The sequence below is a fragment of the Streptomyces sp. NPDC042638 genome (genome assembly GCF_040647235.1).
Taxonomy (GTDB): domain Bacteria; phylum Actinomycetota; class Actinomycetes; order Streptomycetales; family Streptomycetaceae; genus Streptomyces; species Streptomyces rameus.
The window spans coordinates 29,367-54,411 of sequence record NZ_JBEZBT010000056.1; the positions used below are offsets into that span (position 1 = coordinate 29,367).

Annotated in this window: 20 protein-coding genes and 1 pseudogene; 4 read left to right on the forward strand and 17 right to left on the reverse strand. The window is 72.1% G+C overall.

Going from position 1 to position 25,045, the window contains the following annotated elements:
• Window positions 1-352 precede the first annotated feature (352 nt).
• The 9 genes from AB0B40_RS31750 to AB0B40_RS31790 all read right to left on the reverse strand — a co-directional run bounded on the left by AB0B40_RS31750 (window position 353) and on the right by AB0B40_RS31790 (window position 10,276).
• Window positions 353-1,153 (reverse strand): HAD family hydrolase, encoded by an 801-nt coding sequence (locus AB0B40_RS31750; protein WP_345058828.1) that lies wholly within the window; start codon window positions 1,151-1,153, stop codon window positions 353-355.
• Window positions 1,150-2,427: a serine--tRNA ligase gene (serS, locus tag AB0B40_RS31755; RefSeq protein ID WP_345058826.1), complete on the reverse strand. Its 1,278-nt coding sequence runs from the start codon at window positions 2,425-2,427 to the stop codon at window positions 1,150-1,152. The genes AB0B40_RS31750 and serS overlap by 4 nt, the downstream gene beginning before the upstream one ends.
• 540 nt (window positions 2,428-2,967) lie before the next feature.
• Window positions 2,968-3,900 carry a prephenate dehydratase gene (gene pheA / locus AB0B40_RS31760; protein WP_362266967.1) on the reverse strand — a complete coding sequence of 311 codons (933 nt, stop codon included), beginning with the start codon at window positions 3,898-3,900 and terminating at the stop codon, window positions 2,968-2,970.
• An 80-nt stretch (window positions 3,901-3,980) separates the two neighbouring features.
• Window positions 3,981-5,261, reverse strand: a complete 1,281-nt coding sequence (efeB, locus tag AB0B40_RS31765; protein WP_362266969.1) for an iron uptake transporter deferrochelatase/peroxidase subunit — start codon at window positions 5,259-5,261, stop codon at window positions 3,981-3,983.
• A gap of 7 nt (window positions 5,262-5,268) precedes the next feature.
• Window positions 5,269-7,281 carry a copper resistance protein CopC gene (locus AB0B40_RS31770; protein WP_362266971.1) on the reverse strand — a complete coding sequence of 671 codons (2,013 nt, stop codon included), beginning with the start codon at window positions 7,279-7,281 and terminating at the stop codon, window positions 5,269-5,271.
• Window positions 7,282-7,294: 13 nt separating this feature from the next.
• Window positions 7,295-7,765 (reverse strand): copper chaperone PCu(A)C, encoded by a 471-nt coding sequence (locus tag AB0B40_RS31775; protein ID WP_362266973.1) that lies wholly within the window; start codon window positions 7,763-7,765, stop codon window positions 7,295-7,297.
• Window positions 7,762-8,415, reverse strand: a complete 654-nt coding sequence (locus AB0B40_RS31780; RefSeq protein ID WP_345058816.1) for an SCO family protein — start codon at window positions 8,413-8,415, stop codon at window positions 7,762-7,764. The genes AB0B40_RS31775 and AB0B40_RS31780 overlap by 4 nt, the downstream gene beginning before the upstream one ends.
• A gap of 103 nt (window positions 8,416-8,518) precedes the next feature.
• Window positions 8,519-9,247 (reverse strand): YcnI family protein, encoded by a 729-nt coding sequence (locus tag AB0B40_RS31785; RefSeq protein WP_362266975.1) that lies wholly within the window; start codon window positions 9,245-9,247, stop codon window positions 8,519-8,521.
• A 174-nt stretch (window positions 9,248-9,421) separates the two neighbouring features.
• Window positions 9,422-10,276: a hypothetical protein gene (locus AB0B40_RS31790; RefSeq protein ID WP_345058811.1), complete on the reverse strand. Its 855-nt coding sequence runs from the start codon at window positions 10,274-10,276 to the stop codon at window positions 9,422-9,424.
• 187 nt (window positions 10,277-10,463) lie between these two features.
• On the opposite strand from AB0B40_RS31790, the gene AB0B40_RS31795 reads away from it, so the two are divergent.
• The gene (locus AB0B40_RS31795; protein WP_345058810.1) at window positions 10,464-10,907 is read left to right on the forward strand and encodes an ATP-binding protein; all 444 of its coding nucleotides are present in this window, start codon (window positions 10,464-10,466) and stop codon (window positions 10,905-10,907) included.
• 23 nt (window positions 10,908-10,930) lie between these two features.
• On the opposite strand, the gene AB0B40_RS31800 is transcribed toward AB0B40_RS31795, so the two are convergent.
• The 3 genes from AB0B40_RS31800 to AB0B40_RS31810 all read right to left on the reverse strand — a co-directional run bounded on the left by AB0B40_RS31800 (window position 10,931) and on the right by AB0B40_RS31810 (window position 15,746).
• Window positions 10,931-12,304 carry a PLP-dependent aminotransferase family protein gene (locus tag AB0B40_RS31800; RefSeq protein WP_345058808.1) on the reverse strand — a complete coding sequence of 458 codons (1,374 nt, stop codon included), beginning with the start codon at window positions 12,302-12,304 and terminating at the stop codon, window positions 10,931-10,933.
• Between the two features lie 94 nt (window positions 12,305-12,398).
• Entirely contained in the window at window positions 12,399-13,883 is a 1,485-nt protein-coding gene (locus tag AB0B40_RS31805; RefSeq protein ID WP_345058806.1) for an aminopeptidase P family protein, read from the reverse strand.
• Between the two features lie 459 nt (window positions 13,884-14,342).
• Entirely contained in the window at window positions 14,343-15,746 is a 1,404-nt protein-coding gene (locus AB0B40_RS31810) for a PP2C family protein-serine/threonine phosphatase (RefSeq protein WP_362266978.1), read from the reverse strand.
• A 611-nt stretch (window positions 15,747-16,357) separates the two neighbouring features.
• Between AB0B40_RS31810 and AB0B40_RS31815 the strand changes: the two genes are divergently transcribed.
• On the forward strand, window positions 16,358-17,023 hold the full coding sequence (locus AB0B40_RS31815) for a bifunctional DNA primase/polymerase (RefSeq protein ID WP_345058803.1): 666 nt from the start codon (window positions 16,358-16,360) through the stop codon (window positions 17,021-17,023).
• Between the two features lie 157 nt (window positions 17,024-17,180).
• On the forward strand, window positions 17,181-17,651 hold the full coding sequence (locus tag AB0B40_RS31820) for a hypothetical protein (RefSeq protein ID WP_345058968.1): 471 nt from the start codon (window positions 17,181-17,183) through the stop codon (window positions 17,649-17,651).
• Window positions 17,652-17,935: 284 nt separating this feature from the next.
• On the opposite strand, the gene AB0B40_RS31825 is transcribed toward AB0B40_RS31820, so the two are convergent.
• From AB0B40_RS31825 to AB0B40_RS31835, 3 genes and pseudogenes are all read right to left on the reverse strand, one after another.
• Window positions 17,936-18,898, reverse strand: a complete 963-nt coding sequence (locus AB0B40_RS31825) for a DUF5926 family protein (protein WP_345058801.1) — start codon at window positions 18,896-18,898, stop codon at window positions 17,936-17,938.
• A 525-nt stretch (window positions 18,899-19,423) separates the two neighbouring features.
• Window positions 19,424-20,002: pseudogene (locus AB0B40_RS31830) on the reverse strand (ATP-binding protein); the annotation flags it as partial.
• 108 nt (window positions 20,003-20,110) lie between these two features.
• The gene (locus AB0B40_RS31835) at window positions 20,111-20,938 is read right to left on the reverse strand and encodes a glycerophosphodiester phosphodiesterase (protein ID WP_345058800.1); all 828 of its coding nucleotides are present in this window, start codon (window positions 20,936-20,938) and stop codon (window positions 20,111-20,113) included.
• Between the two features lie 239 nt (window positions 20,939-21,177).
• On the opposite strand from AB0B40_RS31835, the gene AB0B40_RS31840 reads away from it, so the two are divergent.
• Window positions 21,178-22,701, forward strand: coding sequence for a trypsin-like peptidase domain-containing protein (locus tag AB0B40_RS31840; RefSeq protein WP_345058799.1), 1,524 nt, complete (start codon window positions 21,178-21,180; stop codon window positions 22,699-22,701).
• A gap of 110 nt (window positions 22,702-22,811) precedes the next feature.
• Here AB0B40_RS31840 and AB0B40_RS31845 read toward each other — a convergent pair whose 3' ends face one another.
• Together AB0B40_RS31845 and AB0B40_RS31850 are read right to left on the reverse strand one after the other, a co-directional pair.
• Window positions 22,812-23,432: a hypothetical protein gene (locus AB0B40_RS31845; protein ID WP_362266980.1), complete on the reverse strand. Its 621-nt coding sequence runs from the start codon at window positions 23,430-23,432 to the stop codon at window positions 22,812-22,814.
• A 255-nt stretch (window positions 23,433-23,687) separates the two neighbouring features.
• Window positions 23,688-24,818, reverse strand: coding sequence for a catalase family protein (locus AB0B40_RS31850; RefSeq protein WP_345058795.1), 1,131 nt, complete (start codon window positions 24,816-24,818; stop codon window positions 23,688-23,690).
• Window positions 24,819-25,045: the final 227 nt, after the last annotated feature.

Sequence of the window (25,045 nt, forward strand, 5' to 3'; positions counted from 1 at the left end):
GGACCGGGACGGCCACGGTGACGCGCTGGCCGTTACGGCCGGGAGGGCCGCGGTGGGCCACGACAGACCGCGGTGGACCACGACAGACCGCTGTGGACCGGGACGGACCGGGACGGCCACGGTGACGCGCTGGCCGTTACGGCCGGCAGGGCCGCGGTGGGCCACGGCAGACCGCGATGGCCGGGGTGGATCGCGACGGCCGCGATGGACCGGGACGGGCCGGGACGGGCCGCGACGCCGCGGACGGACCGCGATGGCCGGGACGGACCGCGATGGCCGGGACGGGCCGGGACGGCCGGGACGGATCATGACCGGGTGGCGCGGACCCTGGTCCGGTGGCGCGTGGTCCGTGTTACGCCAGCAGTCTCTCCAGTACCACCGCGATGCCGTCCTCCTCGTTCGAGGTCGTCACCTCGTCGGCCACCGCGCGAAGCTCCTCGTGGGCGTTGGCCATGGCCACGCCGTGAGCGGCCCAGCCGAACATGGGGATGTCGTTGGGCATGTCCCCGAAGGCGATCGTGTCGGCGGCCTTCAGGCCCAGGCGGCGGGCCGCCAGGGACAGTCCCGTGGCCTTGGACAGACCGAGCGGGAGCAGCTCCACGATGCCCTCGCCCGCCATGGCCACCGTGACGAAGCCGCCGGCCGCCTGCCGGGCCGCCTCCGCCAGCTCGTCGTCGCCCATTGCGGGATGCTGTATGTAGATCTTGTTGAGGGGCGCCGTCCACAGGTCGGAGGCGTCCGTGAACGGCGTCGCGGGCAGCCTGCCGGTGACCGCGTAGCCCGGCCCCACCAGTACCTCACCGTCGAGGCCGTCGCGGCTGGCCGCCAGGTACAGCGGGCCCACCTCGGCCTCGATCTTGGCCAGGGCCACGCCCGCCAGCTGCCGGTCCAGGGTGACCGAGGTCAGCAGGCGGTGGCTGCCGGCGTCGTAGACCTGGGCGCCCTGGCCGCAGACGGCGAGGCCGTCGTAGCCGAGGTCGTCCAGGATGTGCCGGGTCCAGGGGACCGCGCGGCCGGTGACGACGATGTGGGCGGCGCCCGCCGCGGTGGCCGCGGCGAGCGCGTCACGGGTGCGCTGCGAGACCGACTCGTCGGAGCGCAGCAGCGTTCCGTCGAGGTCGGTGGCGATCAGCCGGTAGGGGAGACCGGTCACTTGGCGACCGGCTCCAGGACCTCGCGGCCGCCCAGGTACGGGCGCAGCACCTCGGGGACCCGCACGGAGCCGTCGGCCAGCTGGTGGTTCTCCAGGATCGCCACGATGGTGCGCGGTACGGCGCACAGCGTGCCGTTCAGGGTGGCCAGCGGCCTGACCTGCTTGCCGTCGCGGACCCGGATGGACAGCCGGCGGGACTGGAACTCGGTGCAGTCCGAGGTCGAGGTGAGCTCGCGGTACTTGCCCTGCGTCGGGATCCACGCCTCGCAGTCGTACTTGCGGGCGGCCGAGGCACCGAGGTCACCGGAGGCGACGTCGATCACGCGGAACGGCAGCTCCAGCGACTCCAGCCACTGCTTCTCCCACGCCAGCAGGCGCTGGTGCTCGGCGGCGGAGTCCTCGGGGGCGACGTACGAGAACATCTCGACCTTGTCGAACTGGTGCACCCGGAAGATGCCCCGCGTGTCCTTGCCGTGCGAGCCGGCCTCGCGGCGGAAGCACGGGGAGAAGCCCGCGTAGCGCAGCGGCAGCCTGTCCGCGTCGATGATCTCGTCCATGTGGTAGGCCGCCAGCGGGACCTCGGAGGTGCCGACCAGGTAGAGGTCGTCCTTGTCGAGGTGGTAGACGTCCTGGGCGGCCTGGCCGAGGAAGCCGGTGCCGGCCATGGACCCCGGGCGGACCAGCGCCGGGGTCAGCATCGGCGTGAAGCCGGCCGCGGTCGCCTGGGCGATCGCCGCGTTCACCAGGGCCAGCTCCAGCAGGGCGCCGACGCCGGTGAGGAAGTAGAAGCGGGAGCCGGAGACCTTGGCACCGCGCTCGACGTCGATCGCGCCGAGCAACTGGCCGAGCTCCAGGTGGTCCTTGGGCTCGAAGCCCTCGGCGCCGAAGTCGCGGATCGTGCCGTGCGTCTCCAGGGTGACGAAGTCCTCCTCGCCGCCGACGGGCACGTCGGGGTGGACGAGGTTGCCGAGCCGGAGCAGCAGCTCCTGGGTCTCGGTGTCGGCCGCGTCGCGCTCGGCGTCGGCGGCCTTCACATCGGCCTTCAGCTGCTCGGCACGCTTGAGCAACTCGGCCTTCTCGTCGGCGGTGGCCTTGGGGATCAGCTTGCCGAGCTGCTTCTGCTCGGCGCGCAGCTCGTCGAAACGGACGCCGGAGGACCTGCGCCGCTCGTCGGCAGACAGGAGGGAGTCGACGAGCGCGACGTCCTCTCCACGGGCGCGCTGCGACGCGCGCACACGGTCAGGGTCCTCACGGAGCAGGCGAAGGTCAATCACGAGGCCCAGGCTACCGGTGCGGCGTCGTGGCTCACGAATCACTATTCCGGTGAGTTCTGATTCGCGGCTTACGTTCCGTTATGCGTTTATTGCCCAGCGTGTTCCACGTGTCAAGGGAAAAGCGTCTCACTCCCCGGGACGGGGCAGGTCCGGGGTGTCCGGTTGACCTGATTCCCTTGTGCGGAAGGGGATTTGGCGGGCTGGTTGTCCACAGAGATCCGCACCCTCCGAAGAGTTATCCACAGGCTGTGTGGAAGATCTGTGGACTTCGGAATTGATCACTCCGGAAGGCTTCGACGGGCTGAAGAATTCCCGGGTCAAACCCTCCCGACACCCACTTTCGGGTGGAAAACGGTCGCCCCAAAAGATGAACCGAAGGAAACGGGTGGACGAAGGGTGACCCAGCGGGCGGTGGCCCCGGTCGAGGCTTGTAGGGCGATTTGTCGACCCGATGACCCGCCCCTGTCGACTTGTCCCCAGGTCGAGAAGGGCACCTGTGGATAACTCCTGTGGATAACGTTCGTCCTCAGATGTGACCGGTCAGAACCGGCCGTCCTGGCAGCGCGCCACCCAGTCGGCCGCCGCCACGAACTCCTCGTCCGACGTCCCCGGCAGCGTCGGCCGGGCCTCGCCCGGGGTGATGTCCGCGCGTGGATAGGAACCGAGGAAGCGCACCTGGAGACAGACCCGCCGCAGGCCCATCAGCGTCTCCGCCATCCGCCGGTCGGAGATATGGCCCTCGGCGTCGACGCAGAAGCAGTAGTTGCCGATGCCGGCGCCGGTCGGCCGGGACTGGAGCAGCATGAGGTTGATGCCGCGCGAGGCGAACTCGCCGAGCAGATCACGCAGGGCGCCGGGATGGTCGTCCCGCTGCCACAGCACCACCGAGGTCTTGTCGGCGCCCGTGGGCGCGGCCGGCCGGGCCGGGCGGCCGACGAGCACGAACCGGGTCTGCGCGTTCTCCGCGTCGTGGATCCCGGTCTCCAGCGCTTCGAGACCGTACCGGGCGGCGGCGAACTCGCCCGCGAAGGCCGCGTCGTAACGGCCCTCCTGGACCAGGCGGGCGGCGTCCGCGTTGGAGGCGGCCGACTCCCAGAGGGCGTCCGGGAGGTGTGCGCGCAGCCAGTTGCGCACCTGCGGCTGGGCCGCCGGGTGGGCGGAGACCGTCTTGATGTCGGCGAGCTTCGTGCCGGGGCGGACCAGCAGCGCGAAGGTGATCGACAGCAGCACCTCGCGGTAGATCATCAGCGGTTCGCCCGCGACCAGCTCGTCCAGGGTCGTGGTGATGCCACCCTCGACGGAGTTCTCGATCGGCACGAACGCGGCCTCGGCCTCGCCGGTCCGGACCGCGTCCAGCGCGGACTGCACCGACACGTACGGGTTCAGCTCCCGGGTGGCCGCCTCGGGGAGCGTGCGCAGGGCGACCTCCGTGAAGGTGCCCTCCGGGCCGAGATAGGCATAGCTCGCTGGCATGTCCCTCACCCTAATGGCCGTAGGGGGAGCCGTCGTCCGTGTCTCACGAATGCCACTCGACCGTGTGGTTTGAGCCCGGTTCACCCCTCCAGGAGCCGCTGTCCCACGTACTCCCCCTCCGCCGCCCCGCCCGGCACCGCGAACAGGCCGCTCGCCTCGTGCCGGATGTACGCCGACAGCGCGTCGCCCCGGTCGAGCTTGCGCTGCACCGGTACGAAGCCGCGCAGCGGGTCCGCCTGCCAGCAGATGAAGAGCAGACCGGCGTCGGGCGTGCCGTCCGCGCCGATGCCGTCGTGGTAGGAGAAGGGGCGCCGCAGCATGGCCGCGCCCCCGTTGCGGTCGGGGCGGGTGATGCGGGCGTGTGCGTTGAGCGGGACGACGTAGTCGCCCTTGGCGTCCGCCTTGTCCAGGTCCATCTCGGTCGTCTCGTCACCGCCGGACAGCGGTGCCCCGTCGGCCTTGCGGCGGCCGATGACCTGCTCCTGGGCGGTGAGCGACAGCTGCTCCCAGTCGTCCAGGAGCATGCGGATACGGCGGACGACGGCGTAGGAGCCGTTCGCCATCCACGCGGGTTCACCCGCGGCGGGCACGAAGATCCGCTGGTCGAAGTCGGCGTCGGCCGGCTTGGGATTGCGGGTGCCGTCGAGCTGGCCCATGAGGTTGCGGGCCGTCATGGGGCGGGCGGTGGCGCCCGGCGTGCGGTTGAAGCCGTTCATCTGCCAGCGCACCCGCGCGGCCGAACCGGCGTCCTTCTGGACGGCGCGCAGGGCGTGGAAGGCGACCAGGGCGTCGTCCGCCCCGATCTGCACCCACAGATCGCCGTCGCTGCGGGCCTTGTCGAGCCGGTCGGAGGAGAAGTCCGGCAGCGGATCGAGGGCGGCGGGCCGCTGCTTCTCCAGGCCGGTCCGGCCGAAGAAGCCGTACCCGAAGCCGAAGGTGACCGTCAGCGAGGACGGTCCGGCGTCCTGGGCCACACCGGTGTCGTCGTGCCCGGCGGCCTCCCCCGCCATCAGCCGCTCGGCCGTCGCCGACCAGCGGCGCAGCAGGGCTGCCGCTTCCCTGCGGCCGGCGCCCGGTGCCAGGTCGAAGGCGACGAGGTGGCCGCGCGCCTGGAGCCCCTCGGTGATCCCCGGCTGATGTTTCCCGTGAAACATCGCGCGGCCGGAGCCCACCGAGGTCAGCGGTGTGGCACCGGCGGGCGCGGCGGCGTACCCCACGGCCCCGCCGGCCGCACCGAGCACGAGCCCGGTGGCCCCGGCGGTGCCGAGCAGGGCACGCCGGGAGATGCCGCTCGCGTCGGACGAGGACCGCGTCGTCGGCACGCCGGGCGTACGGGCCTCCTGGATGGACTGGTCAGCCATGGTGTGTTCAGCCGATCTGCGCGTTCTTGGAGACGGTCACCTGGTCGATGTCGGAGGTGCGTACCGTGACGGCGATCTTCCAGTCGCCGGCCATCGGGATCTGCACGTCGTTCGCCGACCAGTGGCCGGTGGTGATGTGGTCGGGGTTCACGGGCAGCGGGCCGATCTTCTTCGCCTCCAGGGTGAAGGCGACCTTCACCTCCGGGACGTCGAAGGCCCGGCCGTTGGGCCGCTGGACGTACACGTGCATCTCGTTGCCGCCCACGCGCGCGGGGTCGAGGTCGATGCTGATGACGCCCTTGCCGTCCGTGCCGCCGGTGTCGAACGGCATGTCCAGGGTGAGCGCGCCGGACGCCGCCGTACCGGAGCCGGCCGGCGCGGAGGTGGCCGCCTTGGCCTCCTGTTCGGTGCGGCCCGGCTCGGTCTGGGTGAGCGCGGTGGCTACGGCGAGCAGCACGACGGCGACACCGGCCTCGGCGAGCACCGAGCGGCGCAGCCCGAAGCGGTTCGGGTCGGCGTCCCGCAGCCGCTTGCGCCGGGCGGCGTCGACGGCCGCACGCTGCCGGGCGAGCTGAGCTGCACGCCGGGAGTCACCGGAGCCGGTGCCGGAGCCGGTGCCGGGCCCGGAGCCGGCGCCGGAGCCCTTGCCGGTCCCGCCGCTGCGCATGTCCGTCCCGCCGTTGCTCATGTCCGTCGCGCCGTCGGCCCGGCCGGCCGACTTCGAGGCGGGAACCTGGTCCGTCTTGCTCCGGGCCCGGGCCTTCTTCGCCTTCCCGGCGCCGACGACCGGGTCCGAGAGCCGTCCCGTCCAGCGCCGGGACACCGCCGCGATGCCGACCAGCACGGCCACCAGCCCGATCTTGACCAGCAGCAGCTGGCCGTAACGGGTCTCGGTGAACGCCGACCAGGAGCCGAGCTGCCGCCAGGACTGGTAGACACCGGTGGCGACGAGCGCGAGGACGGAGCCGAAGGCCAGCCGGGAGAAGCGGTGCACGGCGGCGGCTTCGACCTGGGTCTCGGCGGGCGCCCGGTACAGCGCGACCAGCAGGGCGGTCAGGCCGCCCAGCCAGGCGGCGACGGCCAGCAGATGGACGACGTCCACCGGCATGGCGATGCCCGGCTGCAGCCCGGTGGAGGCGTGCTCGGCCATGGCCCAGCTGGTTGCCAGCCCGGCGGCGACGACCACCCCGCCGACCGCGAGCCCGAAGGTCAGGTCGCGCTTCTCGACGCCCTCCTCACGCCGGGTGTAGGTACCGAAGAGGACGGCGACGAACAGCGCGGCGGCGGCGAGCAGCAGCAGCCGGGAGACGAGCGCGGCACCGGTCTTGGTCTGCAGCACCTGGCCGAGCAGGTCGAGGTCGAAGACGTCGGCGAGCTTGCCCGATCCGGTGTAGGAGCCGCGCAGGAGCAGCAGCCACAGGGTGGCCGCGGTCAGCGCGACCCAGCCGCCGACGACCAGCCGCTGCAGGGCCCGTACCCCCGCGCCGCGCTGCCAGCAGGCGAGCACGAAGGCCGCGCCGCCGGCGAGCACGATGAAGCCGGCGTAGGACGCGTACCGTCCGAAGGCGTAGAGAGCGCCCACGACTCCACCGCCCGCGGCCGGCACGCCGCCGGAGACGACCGTCTGCGAGGGCGCCCCGACGGAGAAGGTGTAGCCGCCGGCGACGGGATGGCTGTCCGCCGAGACGACCTGGTAGGTGACGGTGTAGGTGCCCTTGGCCAGGCCGCTCTTGAGCTGCACGGCGTACGTCGTGCCGCTCAGGTTGGCGGGGCTGCCGGTCTGGACCGGCTTGCCCTGGGGATCGAGGACGCGCACGGAGTCGTCGCTCATCGCCACCTTCTCGGAGAAGGTGAGCGACACCTGGGTGGGCGCCTTGTCGACCACCACCCCCTGCGCGGGGTCGCTGCCGGTCAGTGCCGCGTGGGCGGAGGCCGGTCCGGCGCCCGCCAGCAGCATCCCGGTGACGGCGAGGCACAGCAACAGCAGGATCCGCAGACGGGGGGTGATGGTCCGGGTCACGGTGGTCCTTCCCTCAGTGGCCGGTCGACGGGTTGTACGTCGCGGACTTCACCGGCATCTCGACGGTGAGGGGACCGGACTTGGCGAAGGTGAGCTTCACGGCGACCGTCTGGCCCTGCTTCGGCGCACGCTTCAGCTTCTCGAACATCAGGTGGTTGCCGCCGCTTTTGAACACGAGCCGGCCGTGGGCCGGTATGGAGAAGGAGGACTTCTCCGTCATGGCGCCGCCCATGGTGCTGTGCATGGTGACCTGGCCGGCGGCGTCACTGGTGACCGAGGTGAGCTCGTCGCCGGTCCCGCCGTTGTTGGTGATGGTCAGGAAGCCGGCCGCCATGTCGGCGGAGACGGGCTGGGGCATGTAGGAGGAACCGACGGTCAGCTCGGCCTTGCCCGGACCCGGCCCCGAGCCGTCGGAGCCGGAGCAGCCCGTGAGGGCCAGGGCAGCCGCGAGCCCGCCGGCGGTCGATACGGCGAGGCGCCTCACGGCTTGGCTCCCTTGACGATGGCGGGCAGGTCCTTGGTGTAGTCGTCGACCGTGGCGGACTCGCCGAAGAGGACGTAACCGGCGTCGGTCTTCGGCGAGAAGGCGATGACCTGGGTGCCGTGCACCGAGACGAGCTTGCCGTTCTTGTCCTTGGTCGTCGGCTCCACGGAGATGCCGACCGACCGGGCACCGGCCTGGATCCTGGCGAAGTCACCGGTCAGGCCGATGAACGCGGGGTCGATGCCCTTGAGCCATGTGCCCAGCTCGGCGGGCGTGTCCCGGCCGGGGTCGGTGGTGACGAACACGACCCGGAGGTCGTTCTGCTCGGCCTTGGGCAGTGCCTTCTTGGCGACGGCGATGTTACTCATCGTCGCCGGGCAGATGTCGGGGCAGTGCGTGTAGCCGAAGTAGACCAGGGTGGGGTGGCCCTTCGTCTCCTTGCGGAGGTCGTACTTCTTGCCGTGCGTGTCGGTGAGGACCAGGTCCGGCTTGGTGAACGGCTGGTCGAGCACGGTGGCGACCTGGTTCGAGCCGGATCCGCCCGAGGCCACGGTGACCGGCGACGTGCCGTCGTCTCCGTTGCCGCAGGCGGAGAGGGTCAGTGTGGCGGCGGCGAGCAGCGCGGCCGCGGCGAACGTCTTCTTGCGCATAGGAAAATGTCCCAGATGTGTGAACTCCGGCGCGCACCGGGGCCGTACGAGGCGTCGGGGGACGACCCCGTACGGCGCCCGGTGCGCGCTGCGGAACGTGGGTTCAGGCGGCGGTCCGGCGGCGGCCCGCGAGGACGCCGTAGGCCACGCCCGCGACGCCGATGACGATGCCGGCCACGCCGAGCACGCGCGCGGTGTCGTCGGTGCCGTTGTCGGAGTCGTCGGCGGCGGCCGTCTGCCTGGACCTGCCGGACGTGCCGGCCGCGGCCGGGCTCGCGGAGTCGTGGTGGTCGTCGGTGGCGGCGGACAGCTCCAGCACCGGGGCCGGGTTCTCCGGCTCGTCCTGGCCCTTCTGCGTCACCTCGATCCAGCGCACGACCTCCTTGTCGGAGTACGTCTGGATCGCCTTGAACGCGAGCTGGTCGGTGTCCTCCGGCAGGGCGCCCAGGGAGAGCGGGAACTTCTGGAAGTAGCCGGGCTCGATGCCCTTGCCGTCGGCGGTCCAGGTGACCTTGGTGACGGCCTCGTCGATCTTCTCGCCGTGCATGGTCAGCGGCTTGGCCAGCTTGGACTTGGTGACGGCGACCTTCCAGCCCGGGACGGGCTGCGGCATCACCGAGGCGATCGGGTGGTCGGCCGGGAGGTTCACCTCGAGCTGGGTGGTCGAGGCGTTGTCGCGCTCGTTCGGGACCTTGAAGTCGACGACGGCGTAGCCGCCCTTGGCCGCGGTGCCCTCCGGCTGCACGGTGACGTGCGCGAAGGCGGGGGCGGACAGGGCGAGGACGGCCGAGCCGGCGACGACGGTGGCGGCGGCGATACGAGAAGCCTTCATGGCGGGGAGTACTCCACTCCGAGTGAGTTCCGTTGGTGATCGGGAGTACGCGTGCGCGGGGCCGTACCACGGGTGGCGGACGGACCGGGGGGCGCACGCGCGCGTGCCGCACGACGGCGGCCCTCCCGTCCGGCTCTCCGTTTCCGGTTCCGCTGGAGTGGTGGTCGCGTCGTGTCAGGCGGCGAGGAGGAACGCGGTGGCGGGCGGGCCGCGCCGGATCACCGTGTGCTGGAGTACGGCGGTGTGCGGGGCCGGGGCGTCGTCCCTTTCCCGGTGGCGGCCGCGCGGGCCGGGCCCGGTGACGGGCAGCAGTCCGGCGCACAGGGCGCGTGTCAGCGCCAGCGCGGCGCGCAGGGAACGCACGAGCGCCCCCTCCGTGACTCCATGCGCCGACAGTTCGATCAGCCGCAGCACGGCCAGGTCCCCACGGCGCAGCAGCCAGCCGACGACGACGGCCGCGAGCACGTGGCCGAGCAGCATCGGCAGCGAGGGCAGCAGACCGGCGGAGGCGCCGGCGGCGTCGTGCAGGTGCTCCATGCTCATGACGGCCGTCGGCCGGCCGGAGCGGTCTATCAGACGGGCGTCCAGCAGCAGGCGGAAGGCGTGCCCCGGGGTGAGGGACGCCGGGGTCGACCCGCACACGAGCCGCGTGGCCTGCTCGACCAGCGCGCTGTCGCTCAGCGCGCTCGTGAACCCTCCGGTCCCGGTGGTGGTCATGGACCCCGCCGACATGCCGCCGGAGGCCATCACCCCGTGCTGGCCCAGCCCGAACAGCGTGTGCAGCACGGTCTGGCCGACGGCGAGAAGCGCGGCGATGCCCGGCAGTGAGCGGGCCCGCCCGGCCAGCGGTGCCACGAGCAGCAGGGAGCCGAGGAATCCCGCGCCGAGCGTCCACAGGGGCACGCCCGCGCACGAGGCCAGGGTGTGCCCGCACGCGGCCAGCGCGACGCAGACCGCGGCGAACACCGCGGCCCGCAGAATCCGGAGCCCGGCTCCGGGGCGCGCCGTGCGCGGGTGGGGGGCAGTCATGGCGGGGCTCATCATCCCATTGCGCTTACCGTCGGCATACGGCAGGTCGCCTCAGGAGCCCCTCATACACCGATTCCTCCCGCGGCGCATCGACCGGATGGGCGGAGTCACGGCAACTGAGTGCTTACGGCCGCCTACGGGCGGCAATAGGTAACGGTATGTCGAGCCGCGGCCAGGAGGCTGGAGCATGAGCATCTGGTGGTCACTCCATCTTCGGCGCGAGGCCGCGAGCGTGCCGCTCGCGCGCCGGCTGCTGCTCGGCACCATGGAGACGGCGGGCGTCGACCCGGAGATCTCCTACGAGCTGTCCGTGGCCCTGAGCGAGGCCTGCGCGAACGCCGTCGAGCACGGCGGGAACCGTGCTCCCGGTGCCTCGGAGGCCTACCGGGTGACCGCGTACCTCGACGGTGAGAAGTGCCGTATCGAAGTAGCGGATTCCGGAGCCGGCTTCACCCACGTCCAGGATCTGCGGCCCGCCCGGCCGGACGCCGAGCACGGGCGCGGGCTCTGCCTGATCCGGGAACTCGCCGACCACGTCCACATCGGGGCCAAGCCCGGGCGGGGCGGGACGGTGGTCAGCTTCGACAAGATCCTCAAGTGGAAGAAGGACCCTTCACTGCTCACGGCGTAGTGGCCGCGGGCCGGCCGTCCGGCTCAGCCCGCCGGCTCCAGCACCTTCGCCAGCACCTCCAGGGCCTCCGGGTACGCGCGTTCCCGGGGCGTGCCGTAGCCGACGACCAGGCCCTGCGGCCGGCCGGCGCCGGGGGTGTGCCAGTGCTCGCCGAGGGCACCGAGCGCCAGGCCGTGCGCCTGCGCGCGGGCCAGGACCTCGGCCTCGTCCGGCACCTCGACCAGGGCGTGCAGCCCGGCCGCGATCCCGCGCACGCTCCGCCCCGGCCCGAGCCGGTCCAGCAGCTGGTCCCGGCGGCGCCGGTAGCGCAGCCTGCACGCGCGCACGTGGCGGTCGTAGGCGTGACTGTCGATCAGTTCGGCGAGCGTGAGCTGGCCGATGGTCTCGGTGTGGTGGTCGCTGTGCAGCTTGGCCTCGGCGACCGCTTCGGCCAGGTGCGGCGGCAGCACCATCCAGCCGAGGCGCAGTGCGGGGCCGAGTGTCTTGGAGGCGGTGCCCAGATAGGCGACGTGGCCCGGTGCCATGCCCTGCAGGGCACCGACCGGCTGCCGGTCGTAGCGGAACTCGCCGTCGTAGTCGTCCTCGACTATCAGGCCGCCCCGCGCGCGTGCCCAGTCGGTGAGCGCCCGGCGCCGCGCGGGGTGCAGGGTCACCCCCGTCGGGTACTGGTGGGCCGGTGTGACCACCACGGCCGCCGCCTCGCCCAGCTCCTCGGGGCGCACTCCGCGGGCGTCGACCGGTACCGGCAGCACCGTTCCGCCGTTGTGCCGGACCACCTCCCGGTGGAAGGGCAGGCCGGGGTCCTCCATGGCGACGGCGGCACCGCCCAGCACGCGCGTGAGCAGCGCGAGGCCCTGAACGTACCCGGAGGTGACGACGATCCGCTCCGGCGGCGCGAGCACGCCGCGGGTGCGGCCCAGGTAGCCGGAGAGCGCGGTGCGCAGCTCGATCCGGCCGCGCGGGTCGCCGTAGTCGTACGTCGGCGACGGGGCCGTCGCCATGGCGCGGCGCAGCGCCCGCAGCCAGGCCGCCGCCGGGAACGCGCCGACGTCCGGGCTGCCGGGGCGCAGGTCGAAACGCGGCGCACGCGCGCGTGCGGCCGTTCCCGGCTCCTCCGTCCTCAGAACCGGCAGCTCGGCGACCCGGGTGCCCGAGCCCTGCCGTGCCGTCAGATACCCCTCGGCGACGAGCTGGTCGTAGGCCGCCTTGGCGGTGCCGCGCGAGACACCGAGGTCGGCCGCGAGACGGCGGGTGGCCGGCAGCCGGGTGCCGGGCGTGAGCCGCCCGTCCCGCACGGCGTCCCGCAACGCCCGCTCCAGCCCGACCCGGCGCCCGTCCACCGCGTCGGGTTCGAGACGCAGGTCCACACCGACACCGGACCAGAAGTCGTCGTCCACGTATCCCCCCTTTGCCGACAAGCGGCTCCGCCACGGTCCACCGGCGAACGAGACGGCCGGGTACCTCCCCGGTACCCGGCCATGCGCACTCCGATCAGCCCGTCAACGAGGCCATCCACGCCTCCACGTCGGCGGAGCGCCTCGGCAGTCCGTCCGAGAGGTTGCGGTTGCCGTCCTCCGTCACGAGGATGTCGTCCTCGATGCGGACGCCGATGCCCCGGTACTCCTGCGGGACCGTCAGGTCGTCCGCCTGGAAGTACAGCCCGGGCTCGACCGTCAGCACCATCCCCGGCTCCAGGACCCCGTCCACGTACGTCTCGGTCCGCGCGGCGGCGCAGTCGTGGACGTCCATGCCGAGCATGTGCCCGGTGCCGTGCAGCGTCCAGCGGCGCTGCAGGCCCAGCTCCAGCACCCGCTCGACCGGGCCCTCGACCAGGCCCCACTCCACGAGCCTCTCGGCCAGCACGCGCTGCGCGGCGTCGTGGAAGTCGCGGTACTTGGCACCCGGCTTCACGGCCGCGATACCGGCCTCCTGGGCGTCGTACACCGCTTCGTAGATCTTCTTCTGGATCTCGCTGTACGTGCCGTTGACCGGCAGCGTGCGCGTCACGTCCGCGGTGTACAGCGTGTGCGTCTCCACGCCCGCGTCCAGCAGCAGCAGGTCGCCGGAGCGGACCGGGCCGTCGTTGCGCACCCAGTGCAGGGTGCAGGCGTGCGGGCCGGCGGCGCAGATGGAGCCGTAACCGACGTCGTTGCCCTCCACGCGCGCGCGGAGGAAGAACGTGCCCTCGATGTAGCGCTCGCTCGTGGCCTCGGCCTTGTCGAGGACCTTCACGACGTCCTCGAAGCCGCGGACGGTGGAGTCGACGGCCTTCTGCAGCTCGCCGATCTCGAACTCGTCCTTGACCAGGCGGGCCTCGGAGAGGAAGACGCGCAGCTCCTCGTCGCGCTCGGCCGTGACCTTGTCGGTCAGGGCCGCCTCGATGCCGGCGTCGTGGCCGCGCACCACGCGGACCGGGCCGGTGGCCTCGCGCAGCGTGTCGGCCAGCTCGCGCACGTCGGAGGCCGGGATGCCGTACAGCGCCTCGGACTCGGTGAGGGAGTGGCGGCGGCCGACCCACAGCTCGCCCTGGCCGGAGAGCCAGAACTCGCCGTTCTCCCGGTCCGAGCGGGGCAGGAGGTAGATCGTCGCCTCGTGGCCGTCACCCTTCGGCTCCAGCACCAGGACGCCGTCCTCGGTCTGGTCGCCGGTGAGGTACGCGTACTCGACGGACGCGCGGAAGGGGTACTCGGTGTCGTTCGAGCGGGTCTTCAGGTTGCCCGCCGGGACGACCAGGCGCTCGCCGGGGAAACGGGCCGAGAGCGCGGCACGGCGGCGTGCGGTGTGCCCGGCCTGCTCGATCGGCTTCAGGTCACGCAGCTCCGTGTCGGCCCAGCCGGACTTCATGTTCTCGGCCAGCTCGTCGGAGACACCCGGGTACAGGCCGTTCTTCCGCTGCTTGACGGTTTCCTCGGACTCGGTCTCCGGGCCCTCCGCGGTAGCGGAGTCGGGCACAGCCGGGTTGAGCTCGTCGGACACGTGATCCTCCTCGATACGCCATTGATCTCCCCCGGGGCCCGCGCGCTCCTGCTGGTGGCCGAGCGGGGACCTCCATCATCGTACGGTCGTACCGGGAGCGGACGGGGCCGGATGACCTGTTATGCCCGGCCATACCGACCCCCGCCGTGCCATGGCGCGCGGGTACGCCCGGCGCCTGACCGAGCCGCGCAGCACTGCGTTCCCGAGCCGCGGTGGCCCGGGGCTCGCCGTTCCGTGCCGTGCGGGTACGCCCGGCGCCTGACCGAGCCGCGCAGCCCTGCGTTCCGCCGTCCCGCTCGGTCGCCCGTGTCGGCCGACGGGGGTTCGCGCTTGTCCGGTTCGTGTCGGGCGACGGCGGCTCGGGCTCTGGCCAGTCATGCCGGTCGGGGCGCCCGGGGCGCGACCGTGCCGGTCGCGGCGGCTCGTGTCCGGTCGAGTCGTGACGGGCTCGGGCCCCGCTCAGTCGAAGCGGGCCGCCAGCAGGACCACGTCCTCCTCGTTGCCGGCGTCGTTCGGGCCGTCCGGCAGGACCGCACGCAGGACGTGGTCGGCGACGGCTCCCGGATCGTGCCGCACCGCGCGCGGGACGCTCGCCGCGCCGGCGTGCAGCCGGGCGAAGGCCCGGTCCATCGGATCGCCGCCGCGGTGCAGCAGCCCGTCGGTGTAGAACAGGACCGTCTCCCCGGCCTCCGCCTCGATCTCCACGCTCGGCGCCTCCCAGCAGGCGAGCATGCCGAGCGGCGCGGAGACGGAGGTCTCGGCGAACTCGGTGCGCCGCTCGCCGATCAGCAGCGGCGGGCTGTGCCCGGCACCGGCCAGGGTGATCTTGCGCAGGGCGGGCTCGCAGTAGGCGAACAGGGCGGTGGCCGAGCGGGCGGGCTCGGTCAGCCGCAGCAGCAGCTCCAGGTCCGACAGAACGGCGACCGGGTCCTCGCCCTCCATCACCGCGTAGGCCCGCAGGGAGGCGCGCAGCCTGCCCATGGCGGCCACCGCGCTCGGGCCGGAGCCCGTCACGGAACCGACGGAGAGGCCCAGGGCCGCGTCCGGCAGCGGCAGCGCGTCGTACCAGTCGCCGCCGCCGCGCGCGCCCGCGCGGTGCCGGGCGGCGAGCTGGACTCCGGCCACCCGGGGCAGCCGGGAGGGCAGCAGCTCCTCGGTGATGGTCGCGATGCACGCGCGCGTGCGCTCCACCTCCAGCAGCCGGGCGAGGTGCTCGGTGGCGTGCCGGGTGTAGAGACCCGCGAGATGGCGCTGCCGCTCGTCGGGTTCGGCCGGTTCGTCGAAGAGCCAGACGGCGGCACCCAGGCGGCCGGCGGACTCGGTGGCGAGGGGGAGGGCGTAACTGGCGGCGTAGCCGAGGCGGGCCGCGACCTCGCGGTGGCGGGGGTCGAGGCCGTCCTCGGCGAACAGGTCGGAGTGGACGACCTCCGCGGTGCCGCTGCCGGTGTCGTACGGCAGGGCGCCGCGCGGCACGGTCTCGATGTGGCCGAGGTCGGCGCGGCCGAGGCCGAGGCCGAGGGTGGTGCGGGGACCGAGACCGTCGGCGGGCTCCAGGACGACCAGGCCGCGGCGGGCGCCGACCAGGGCGGCGGCGGCGCGCAGCAACTCGTGCAGGGCGGGGTCCAGGGCGTTGGTCCGGGAGAGACGCTCGGTGAGTTCGTGGAGGGTGGTGAGATCGGAGACCCAGCCGGCCAGCCGGTCCTGGAGGAGAGCGCCGGGGGCGGGGGCGCCCGGCGCGGGGACGGAGGCGGTGTCCGGGGCGGGACCGGTGCCGGGGACGGGAGGGGCGGGCGCGACAGTGTGTGCGGGAGTGGGAAGTGTGGAATCGATTCCGGCCACTTTCGGAGGGTGCGGGGCGTTCATGGCGTCCGGCTCTCAGACCGGTGCGTATTGCTCAGAAGCATCGCAAACCCCCATGTCATTCTGCGCCGCTAGCAGTGCCTCCACATGTACACGCACTCGTGAGGGGATGTCCAGCATTGTCCTGCGGGGATTCCTGGTGTCCAGGGGGCGGGCGAGGGTTTTTCCCGAACCCCTTGCGCTACTGCCAAGTTGGCTCAAAACTGCCTCAGGTATAGGTCCATTGCGGTCGACTGGCCTTGCTCCACAGAGCGTCACAGCGGTCGTGATGGGTACGTACTCGGAGAAGGCCAGGGGTGGTTGGGGGCCGCCCGGAACCTGGCGACGGACCCGGGCGTCATAGCCACCGACGGCCGAGCCCCATCCTCCCGTGGCGGAGGCGGAGAGAAACACGCGCGACGGCAAAACGCCAGACTTCGCCACCCCCGCGCCGCGCCCGTGCTCTTGATGAACGCACCATGGAGGCGGACGCGGCCGACGCTCGCCCCTTGGGGTTCCCCATGCCGTGCACGGGGGTGTGATGCGCCATTAGATACGCACAGTGAAGTGATCGATACATGGTGTGATGTAGCCCACGGTGTTGCCAGCGGTGCAACGGAAAGGAACGAGCGCTCATGCGCGAGATCCTCGGAAGGCGACGCAGGCTTCTGTCCAGGCGAAACGGCGGGAAGCCCGAGCTGATCGGCGCGGCCCTGACCTTCGCGGCGCAATGGCAGTGGCCGGTACTCCCCGGTGTGGCACCGGACCCGCAGGGCCGGGCCCGCTGCGCCTGCCCCGACCCGGAATGCACGGTGCCCGGAGCGCACCCCTTCGACCCGGGCCTGCTCGCGGCCACCACGGACCCGCGCATGGTGCGCTGGTGGTGGACCAACCGGCCGAACGCCCCCATCATCCTGGCCACGGGCGGCACGGCGCCCTGCGCGGTGAGCCTGCCGGCGCTCGCCGCCTCCCGTGCCCTGGCCCTGCTCGACCGGCGCGGCATGCGGCTGGGGCCGGTGATCGCCTCGCCGACCCGCTGGGCACTGCTCGTGCAGCCGTACTCCATGGAGCAGCTCGGCGAGCTGCTCTACGCCAAGGACTTCGTCCCCGGCTCCCTGCGCTTCCACGGCACGGGCGGTTACGTCGCCCTGCCCCCCTCCGAGACCGGCCAGGGTGCCGTCCGCTGGGAGCGCGCTCCGCTGCCCGGCTCGGCCTCGCCCTGGGTGCCCGGAGTGGAGGCCGTGGTGGACGCCGTGGTGGACGCCCTCACTCGTACGGGTGTGAGCGCACCCGAGTTGTGAGGGTGTCGGGCGCGCACGCGCCGACCGGGCCCCGCCGGCTCGTAATCTTCCGGGCATGCTGCGTCATACCGGCGGCCACAGAGCCCCACAGCCGTTCGGCGGCGGGCGGGACGCCCGAAACCTCCGTCTGCTCGCCCTCGTGGGGATCGTGGCGGGCGTGGTCGCCCTGCCGCTGACCGTGGCCGCGGGGCAGGTGGGGGACGCCGGCCGGAACGTCGTACCGGCCAATGCCCGGGGTGACGCCAAGACCGGCGCGGGCACCACCCGCCGCGCCCCCTTCCTGCTCGGCATCGGGCTCGCCACGGCCGCCCGCTGCGGTCCCGAACTCACCTCGCCCGACGGCATCGAGGCGCAGACGTGTGTGCTGACGCAGGGCGAGGACACCTGGGCACGCACCTACTACCGCAACGCCACCGGCGAGTCGCTGGACTCCGTGCTGAGCATGATGGGCCCGGGCGGCCGCACCGTACAGACGCACTGCGTCACCGGAACCGACGACGAGCCCGCCACCTGTGAGACGCCGCGCGAGCGCAGCCGCGGCGTACCGGACACCTACACGGCCGTCACCGAGTTCGCGTCGCGCGGCGCGGAGGGGGCGCTGTTGCTCCGCTCGGGCAGCAACTCCTAGGCCGCTCGGCACCAACTCCCGGGAAGTACACCGGAGTTGACGGGCTGCGGCGCGCTGTCCACCGTAGGCGGACATGGAAAGGCCCGGTTGCTGGCGACGGGGGATGCACCAGCAACCGGGCTACTGGAACGGTAACAAGAGATCGGCGGTTCGCAAATTCGGTCTTGGCGATTCGGACACCGAATTCCCCGTCGGAACGGCGAGTTGTGACAGGAGTCACCTGCCGTACGGCACGGTGTCACGGCTGACCGACCGTTCAGCCGTGACACATGCCGCGCGGCGCGTCAGCTGAGGGTGACCTGCCGGTTGGTCAGTCCGCCGCGTGCCCGGCGCTCGTCCGCCGTGAGCGGCTCCTTGACGGCGAGGGCGGCGGCGAGCCGCTCGGCGAACTCGGCGGCCGGCTTCTCCACGTCCTCCGCCGAGATCCCGCTCGGCAGGTCCCACACCGGCACGATGAGGCCGTGAGCACGGAAGGAGCCCACGAGCCGGGTGCCCTCGCCGAGTCCGGAGCGGCCCGCCGCGTGCAGCCGCGCGAGAGCGTCCAGAAGCTGCTCCTCCGGATGCGGCATGACCCAGCGCAGATGGTTCTTCTCCGGGGTCTCGCACCAGTACGCGGCGTCCACGCCGGACAGCTTCACGGTCGGGATGGCGGCGGCGTTGGCCCGCTCCAGGGAGGCGGTCACCTCGGGCGTGGCGTTCTCCGCGTCCGGCACCCAGAACTCGAAGCCGCTGTGCACGACCGGTTCGAACGCGCCCTCCGGGTCCAGCAGGTCCTGCAGCCGCGGGCCGTCGGCGGGGGCGCGGCGGCCCTGCACCGGGGTGCCGGGCTCGGCCTCCAGCGCGCGCAGCAGCGTGTCGGCGAGGTCGCGGCTGATGTCACCGGAGGCCGTGTCGTTCTGCAGGCCGAGCAGCACCGAGCCGTCGTCCCGGCGCAGCGCGGGCCAGGCCATCGGCAGCACCGTGGCCAGTGTGACCGAGGGGACGTCCTCGGGCAGGCCGTCCTTCAGGGGCAGTTCGGCCGTCGCCGCGGGGACCAGCTCGCGTAGCGCGACCCAGTCGCACTCGCCGGGCAGTCCCTCGAACGGGCGCTGCACCAGCTCGGTCGCGGCATGGGCGGCGGCCCGGCCGTGGCAGGCCTTGTAGCGCCGGCCGCTGCCGCAGGGGCAGGGTTCGCGCGCGCCGACAACCGGGATCTCCCCGTCGTCCAGCTGCGGCTTGGCCTTCGTCTGGGGTCGCTTCTTGGCCATGGTGGGCGTCTCCCGGTTACGGCTCTTCTCGTACGGCGGGAGCCTAGCCGTTCGGACCATGGCCGACGGGAACCTGTGGACAACGCACGCGCGCTCGACGCCACCGGTGTGACCCGGCGGACGGCGCCCAGCGGCCTCCCGCGGCCGGTGCGGACCCCAGGACGCGTGCGGCCGGTGCAGGCATTAGGACGCGTCCGGTCGATGCAGGCACTAGGACGCGTCCGGTCGGTCCAGGTCCTCGAACACGTCCGCGAGGTCAAGTCCGGACAGGTCCAGGCCGGGCAGGCCCACGCCGGCCAGGTCCGGCAGCGCCAGGTCCGGCAGCGTCAGGTCCGAGGCGGACGTGCCCGGCAGGGCAGGGTCCGCGGCTGCCCGGCCCGGCCGCGTCCTGTCCGGCAGCGCCCCGGCCGACGCCGCCCTCTCCTGCAGTGGCAGGTCGGGCGCCTTCCTGACCGGCAGTGGCAGGGCCGGTGCGTTCACGCCCGGCAGCGGCCGGTCCGTGAGCGGCATCCCGGATGTCACCGGACGGGTGACGCGCGTAGCGAAAGACTCGTGGCGGCGCCCGGCGTCGGGATCGTGGACGTCCTCGTGGACCAGCACCCAGACCGTCACCTCGCCCCGCACGTCGTCCCGGACACCCCAGTCGTCGGCGAGCGCCGTGATGATGTTCAGCCCACGGCCGCCGTGCGCGGTCACCGACGGGGTGGCGGGCGCCGGGCGGGTCGGTCCGCCGCCGTCCGTGACCTCCACGATGAGCCGCCCGCGCGGATCCACGCGCCACGCGGCGCGGACGTCGCCGTCACCGGCCGGTGCGTCTCCCAGAGGCCGCCCGTGTTTGCAGGCATTGCTCAGCAGTTCGGAAAGGATCAGTACGGCATCCTCGATGACCGATTCCGCCACGCCACCACTGCGCAGCTGCGCCCGCATCCGGTGCCGCGCCTTCCCCACGCCCGCAGGACCGTGGGGTACGGCCATGCTCGACGACGTCGGCACTTCCTGTGCCACCACCAACGCCACCCCCGAGACCTCCTTCGCCCCACGCCAGGGTGTGGATGCCCTCTTGGCCTGTACCGGAAACCGGCCAATCCTCTTCCGGTGACGCATTCGACGCGACCGCACACGCAGCGAACGCGCCGGAGCACACCCCGTGACGGAGTTCGCCCGATGGCACCCGGTCTGGCTGGATTTCGCAGGGCGGGGACCGGCGCCGGCTCAGCGGCCCAGTTGCCGCAGCACCGCGCGCGGACGGTTGGTGATGATGGCGTCGACGCCCAGCTCAAGGCAGAGGTCGACGTCCTCGGGCTCGTTCACGGTCCACACGTGGACCTGGTGGCCGGCCCGCTTCAGGCGCTGCACATAGGAGGGGTGGTTGCGCACGATACGGATCGAGGGGCCCGCGATGTGCACGCCCGCGGGCAGCCGGCCGTCGCGCAGCCGGGGCGAGACGAACTGCATCAGATAGACCGTCGGCAGCGTCGGCGCCGCGGCACGCACGCGGTGCAGCGACCGGGCCGAGAAGCTCATGATCCGCACCGGCGACTCCGCGGCCGAGGCCGGCGCGTCCAGGCCGAACCGCTTCAGCAGCGTCAGCAGCCGTTCCTCGACCTGGCCGGCCCAACGTGTGGGGTGCTTGGTCTCGATGGCCAGCTCCACCCGCCGCCCCGCGTCCGCGATCAGCTCCAGCAGTCGCTCCAGGGTGAGCACGGAGGTCTCCTCGCGGTCCTCCGGCCGGTGCTCCCAGTCGGGCTCCTCGTCCCGCCCGCGCCAGGCCTCGCGCGTCTTCCAGGAGCCGAAGTCGAGGGTGGCCAGATCGGCGAGTTCCAGGGCGGAGACGGCGCCGCGGCCGTTGGACGTCCGGTTCACCCGCCGGTCGTGGACGCAGACCAGGTGCCCGTCGGCGGTCAGCCGTACGTCGCACTCCAATGCGTCGGCGCCGTCCTCCATCGCCTTACGGTAGGCGGCGAGGGTGTGCTCGGGGGCGTCTTCCGAGGCGCCCCGGTGGGCGACGACCTGGATGGAGTGCTGTGGTGCGTGGGTCACCGCGTCATGGTGCCATCGTCGCCGGGTACGCGGGGCGGCACGTACGCGTCCGGGCGACGAACAAGGGCACACACCCTGATCGTTTATGTAACTTTTGCCTTAGAGGTCGTAATAGATCCTATATAAAGAAGACCGCCGGACCCACAGGCACCGCTTATGGTGCTCTGACGGCCCATGGGAAAAGCTGACTGCAGACCAGTGCGACCGATGACAACAGGCGTGGACCGAGGAGAAGAGCTGTGAGCACCGAGAACGAGGGCAACACGGTACCCCCGGCGCCGTCCGCACCTCCCGTGCCGACGGCCTCTCCCGCCGCTGCCCCGCAGGGCCCCGCCCCCGAGGGAAACGCGCCGACGGCACCGCTTCCGCCCGTGCCCCAGGAGAGCCCGGCGGCCCCGGCCGCCTCCACCGCACCCGACCGGGGCACCGCCTACCCGCAGGCCCCCGCCTACCCGCAGGGCGCGGCCCATCCGCAGGGGCCGGCCTACCCCCAGGGTTCGGCCTACCCGCAGGGCCAGGCCGGCCCGGCTCCCGACGGCTCCTGGCCGCCTCCGTCGCCGGCCACCCCGGCCTACGGCGACGGCGGCGCGGGCGGCGTGGGCGCCGGCTGGGGAGCCTCGTACCAGCAGCCCGCCCCCAAGCCGCGCAACGGACGCGGCGGACTGGTGGCGGCGGTCCTGGTGGCCGCGCTGGTCGCGGGCGGCCTGGGCGGTGGCATCGGCTACACCCTGGCCAAGGACAACGACAGCAGCGGCTCCACCACCGTCTCGGCGTCCGACAGCGCCACGCAGGTCAAGCGCGCGCCGGGCACGATCGCCAACACGGCCGCCAAGGCGCTGCCCAGCACGGTGACCATCGAGGCCGAGAGCACCAACGGCCAGGGCGGCACGGGCACCGGCTTCGTCTTCGACAAGCAGGGCCACATCGTCACCAACAACCACGTGGTGGCGGACGCGGTCGACGGCGGCAAGCTCACGGCCACGTTCCCGGACGGCAAGAAGTACGACGCCGAGATCGTCGGCCACGCACAGGGCTACGACGTGGCGGTCATCAAGCTCAAGAACGCCCCCTCCGACCTCAACCCGCTCGCCCTCGGCGACTCCGACAAGGTGGCCGTCGGCGACGAGACCATCGCCATCGGCGCCCCCTTCGGCCTGTCCAACACGGTGACGACGGGCATCATCAGCGCCAAGGACCGCCCGGTGGCCTCCAGCGACGGCAGCTCCACCAGCAAGGCGTCGTACATGAGCGCCCTGCAGACCGACGCGTCCATCAACCCCGGCAACTCCGGCGGCCCGCTGCTGGACGCCTCCGGCGCGGTCATCGGCATCAACTCCGCGATCCAGTCCAGCAGCAGCGGCGGCTTCGGCTCCGGCCAGTCCGGCTCGATCGGCCTGGGCTTCGCCATTCCGATCAACCAGGCCAAGTACGTCGCCCAGCAGCTGATCAAGACGGGCAAGCCGGTGTACGCGAGGATCGGCGCCTCCGTCTCCCTGGAGGACTCCACCGGCGGGGCGAAGATCACCGACCAGGGCACCGGCGGCGCCGCGGCGGTCGAGTCCGGCGGCCCCGCGGCCAAGGCCGGCCTGAAGCCCGGTGACGTCATCACCAAGCTCGACGACCACGTGATCGACAGCGGCCCCACCCTGATCGGCGAGATCTGGACCCACAAGCCGGGCGACAAGGTCACGATCACCTACAAGCGGGGCGGCCAGGACCACACGGTGCAGCTGACGCTGGGCTCACGAGTGGGCGACAGCTGACCCGGACCGGCGCCTGAGTGGCCGGTGCGGACGAAGGTGATAAGCCGGGATGGCCGCGTATATTCGGAGGGGCGGCCGAAACCAGCTCCAATGGTTTCGGCCGCCCCTCGTCACTGGACCCTCGTGTGAGGCCGGTTCGGCCCGCAGGGTCTATGCCTGGAGGATCTTCCAGAGGGTGACGTTGCTGCCGCCGCGGTTCGAGTAGTAGTTGGTGTCGACGTCGTAGCGGGCGCCGCTCGCGGAGCTGGTGTCGTTGGTCTCCAGGAAGCCGCCACGGCCGAGGTGGAGGTTCCACAGCTGAACGGTGTCGTTGAAGCGGACAGCGCCGTCCTGCGGGGATGCGGACTGGCGGACTGGTCGAAGATCTGCCAGCGGCTGGTGCTGTCGCCGCGGTCCTTGCCCCACGAGGTGCTCACGTCGTAGAGACCGCCGTAGGTCTTCTGGTTCGGGGTGGCCAGGCTGTTGACGTCCAGGTAGCCGCCGTCGTCCTGGTAGAGGTTGCGCAGGTAGATCAGGTCACCGCTCAGCACGATGTCGCCGGTCTTCTTGCACGCCCCGGAGAGGACTTCCCAGGTGCCCGTGCCCGGACCGCGGTTGGGGACCGTCGCGGTGGAGACCGCGTACTTGGCTCCGGGGAGGCTGGAGGTGCCGTTGGTGTCCAGGTAGCCCCCGTCTCCCTGGTAGAGGTTCTGCAGGTGGATCCGGTCGCCGTAGTGCAGTTCGTTGGCCATCACTGACTCCTCTGCTGCGCGTTGGTTCCGCATGGCCGCCAGGGCGATTCGGGGGACCGTCTCGGCCCGGCAGGACAAGACGGTGGCGGCAGCGGAGGGCGACGCGCCCGACCGGAAACGTAATTGCGCACGGAGTGATGATTTCTCCGACGATGACGTTTCCGGCCGGCCAGAGGCGCAGTGGCTCGGTACGGGAGTCCGATGAGAGCGCGTGAGTGTGACCTGAGAACACGGTGAGCCGAGCAGCCTTCGGAGCTACTGGACCGGGCCGAGTACCTCGTCGGCGCTGCGGGGTTCCGTGCGCGGTTGCTGGTTGAGCTTGTGGCGTTGGATGGAGGAACGCCGGTAGACCTCTTTGCGGGCACGCATGATGTTGCCGAGAGGGGCGTGCTCGGCGGTGACCCGCCAGGGTGTGAAGGACAGCGTGTCCATCTTCGCGAGGTTCTCCGGGCCGGAGATGTCCTGCTGCGGGAGCCGCAGCCGGGCCACGGTGACGGACGGGGACAGCTTTTCTGGCCATTCCACGGTGGTGTCCTCCACCGGCATGCGTTCCAGGTCGGTGCAGAGCTGGACCTGGATGTCGAAGGCGTAGGGCCGCTCCTGCAACTCGGCCTGGAGAGCCGGTCTGAAGACCTCCTGCGCGGAGGAGGGGTCGATGGCGCGGCGGACCACCGCGGCGGCACAGTCCGGGTCGGGGGTGATGCGCACCTTGGCGATGTGGTCGCCGTGCCGGACTGCACCCATGGTCCAGTAGCTCGACAGCAGCAGGTTCGCGGGAGGGGTCTTCGACAGGCGGAGGAAGGCCAGGAACTCGTCCCACGCCCAGTCGTCCTGGTCCAGCGTTCCCTTGCCCGTCACGAACTCGGTGAAGAAGCGATGTGCGCCGGGTCGTCCCTGGGAGAAGTAGGCCGGCGCGTCCAGGAACAGTTCCTGGATGAAGAGGTAGTGCTCGACCGTGTTGCAGAAGAAGATCGGTCCGTTGATGTTGGCGTAGTCGAACGTACCGGTGTCCGGCTCGTCTTCCAGCAGGGTCGGGCCGGGGATGTCGAACATCTTCAGCGCCAGCCCGGTGGCGGCGCCCAGCCGCGCGTCGGCTCCGGCGTGCGGCGAGCCGTTGGAGAAGCGGATGAGCGCCTCGTGGGTGCCCGGCGTCGCGTAGATGCCCTGGGCGTACTCGGGGGGCAGCCCGTCCAGGATCTCCACTTCTCCTCGGATCAGTCCGTATCCCTTGGCGTGGGCATCACGCAGGGCCTGCCCGGTACCACCGGCTTCGACGGACTCGGCTATGTAGTTCTCGGTCTTCTCGATCACCGTCCGCACGTGCTGGTCGAAGTCCGGATCGTCGTCTTCGACGTCCGGCGTGTAGCGGACGAACTGTGCTGCCATGACGTCGACCTCTCCTCGAAGACCGTGGTGGGGCCTGAGCGGGCGGCAATGCCCGTCAGTCCTCCAGTTCGGCGAGCCAGCGCAGGGCCCGCAGACCCGGCACGAAGCAGTACTCGCCGCCGCGGGTGACCACGAAGCTGGGCAGGTTGCGCAGGCGGCGCCTGACCGGCTTGTCGGGGATGGTGACGCTGCCGGTTCCGTCGTGATGCCCGGCCACCGGGTCCTGC